We start from the raw sequence: 2,331 nt of genomic DNA, 5'->3' as shown, positions 1-2,331 counted from the left end.
CTGTAGGCGTTTGGCTACTGCCTCATCCTGCAGGAGAATACCTCCCAGACGCTCAATTTCAGCTTCCAGCACTGCCAACGGCAACTTTTCTAACTTTGCGTCGGCGCCGATGAAACTCCCGTCGTGTACCGGACTCTGCGGCTTCTTGCCCTTCCATGCCGCGAGGTTCGTCTCGGCCGTTGCAGTTTGGTCGCGGATTGACTTGTCAACGTCGCCCGAGAAGGTAAGCAGAAAAAGCTGCCATTCGTCCTCCTTGAATCCTGCCGGGCGGTTCCGCTCCTTTAAGTCACGTAGCCCGTCGGGCGCCTGGTTCTTGCGAATGTCCGCAACCTCCACACCAAGTGCGGCAATGGCCGCTAGGCGACTAGAGAAGTGTCTGATGTAGCCGCGCACCGTCTCGGCGGCAGCTGTGAGTTCGTGTAAACGTTCGCCGGTCTTGCTAGCCACCTTTGGGATTAGCGCATCGCGGTCCCTGACCAATCCGGCGATCAGCTTTTCCTTGCCTGAGATTTGTTCATCCAGCCCCGCTACCTGCCGGGATTTCTCTAGCTCAATCCCAATTTGATCCGACACGCTGGCCAAGTTTATTTCTTCTTGTCGCCGCGCTTGCCGATACACGCCGGCGCGGAGATCAAGCAGCTCCCGAAAGTCCGCAGCGCCATCGCGATCGATCGCCGGATGTGCCTCAAAGATCACTCGTTCGATCTCCGAAATTAGGCGCGGCATCCCGCGAATTGAGCATAGATCTTCAACGAACTGCTGCGAGAGGTATCTTGCCCGTTCATAGGAATCAGCATCGCGCTTGAACGGGTCAGCAAGGTCCCGCGTCGTGGTCTCGTGTGCATCCTGCCATGCGACCGTCACTTTGGCGCCGGAAAGGAGTTCCTGTGCCCGACCTAAGAAGGAGTTATCATCGTAGGCGGTGTAGCAGTCGCAGCCGGTTGCTATCACATCTGCAAGAGCAGTTTTCCCGGAGCCTCTGGCTCCAATGATCGCTACCAGCCCCGGATTCAACCTGACGACGGAAGTCTGAGCCCAGGGAGCGTTGCTGATCGTCACGGTATCTATGACCATCGATGGGCTAGCTCCGGACGGCGGCACTTGCCCCACGTATGCCCGCTCAGGATCGATCAGAGCCTGGTGCAGAGTGTCGAATGATGGCTTGCCCTTGAGCCAGCAAAGGCGGTTGAGGTCAGGCTTCCCCACTCGAGCAATTTCGTGTGCATCGCATCCCCACAGGCATGGCTTCAGCGCCCCGTAAAATTCGATTATACTTTCCGATGATTCCTTTCCGCGGCCCAGCCAGAATTCTCGGTCGATCGGGTTGGCGGAAAAAATAACATGGGCCGCGCGCTGAATACCCTCTCGAACGGTCGCGTCGGCCGCTTCTCTTATGCCGGATGAGCCATCGGCTCCCCCAGCCACTGCGACGATCACATTTCGCTGGACCCAGTCCATGTCGCGGTAGACGTCCATTAGTTGATTGAGGTTCGCCTTGAACTGACCAATTCCGTGCGAGAGCGCGATGCTGTCGTCTTTAATGTTTTGGTCAACGGCCCGGCCGAGGCGAATGAGATCTTCCGGTGTGCAAGCGTAGGTGTCTTTGCCGGCCCGCCGAAATTCAATGCGTTGCAAAAAGCGATTTAGCTCGCCGATGTGATTGGGGTCCTCTGGACTGACGAGCAGGTGTAGATTTACGAAGTTACCTCTGACCGTCGCCACGTCCAGCCGCAGTTCGACGTTTGGGAAAATCAGGTCCACACCTTTCAAGCGCCCCGCGGCTTTTTCAGCCATTACACGTTGATAGGTAGTTGTTACTCCGTAGTCAGTAATGCCGAGGGCCTGTATCGCGGGAGTAGCGTTCTCTATCGCCGCAATGTAACCGTCCCAATCGCCCCCGTATCGATCCTCTCTCAGAGTGCCAGGGGCGTGGATATGAGGATCCCATCTGTGCCATTCGGCGCCGCGATCGAAACTCATACATTCTCCTTTGTTGAAAATCGAAACGCTGGAAGCTAGCGCCTAGAGCGACGCCAACCCGCTGCAACGGCTTCGGCTTCCGAGCAGAACCATCTTTCGCCCTTGGCCTCGTTGATGATGGTGACGCTGTAATATCTCTGTCCGGAGACGTGGTATATCCGCTCGCCGTCCGCCGAAATGTTGCCCTTGATGTTGCAGCCGGCATTGCCGCTGCCGAGCGCGAAGGTTGGCGTCGACGGCGCCTGCGCATCATCACTGCGCTGCGCTCGCCAATCCCAGGGCGCCTGGAAGTTGCCAACCCATAGACCGAGCTTTGCCGCCTGCGCCTTAGCCTGTTGCGCTGCATAAGCG

1 protein-coding gene and 1 pseudogene are annotated in these 2,331 nt (G+C 57.5%); both read right to left on the bottom strand.

The features are described from left to right. Positions 1-1,980 (bottom strand): ATP-binding protein (locus tag EOA27_RS32435; protein ID WP_145970684.1); only part of this gene is annotated, 1,980 nt, incomplete at its 3' end. 35 nt (positions 1,981-2,015) lie between these two features. Further along, positions 2,016-2,331, bottom strand: a pseudogene (locus EOA27_RS32430) (thermonuclease family protein); the annotation flags it as partial.

This window comes from Mesorhizobium sp. M2A.F.Ca.ET.037.01.1.1, from assembly GCF_003998075.1.
GTDB lineage: Bacteria > Pseudomonadota > Alphaproteobacteria > Rhizobiales > Rhizobiaceae > Mesorhizobium.
This window is presented reverse-complemented; position numbering and strand designations above follow the sequence as displayed.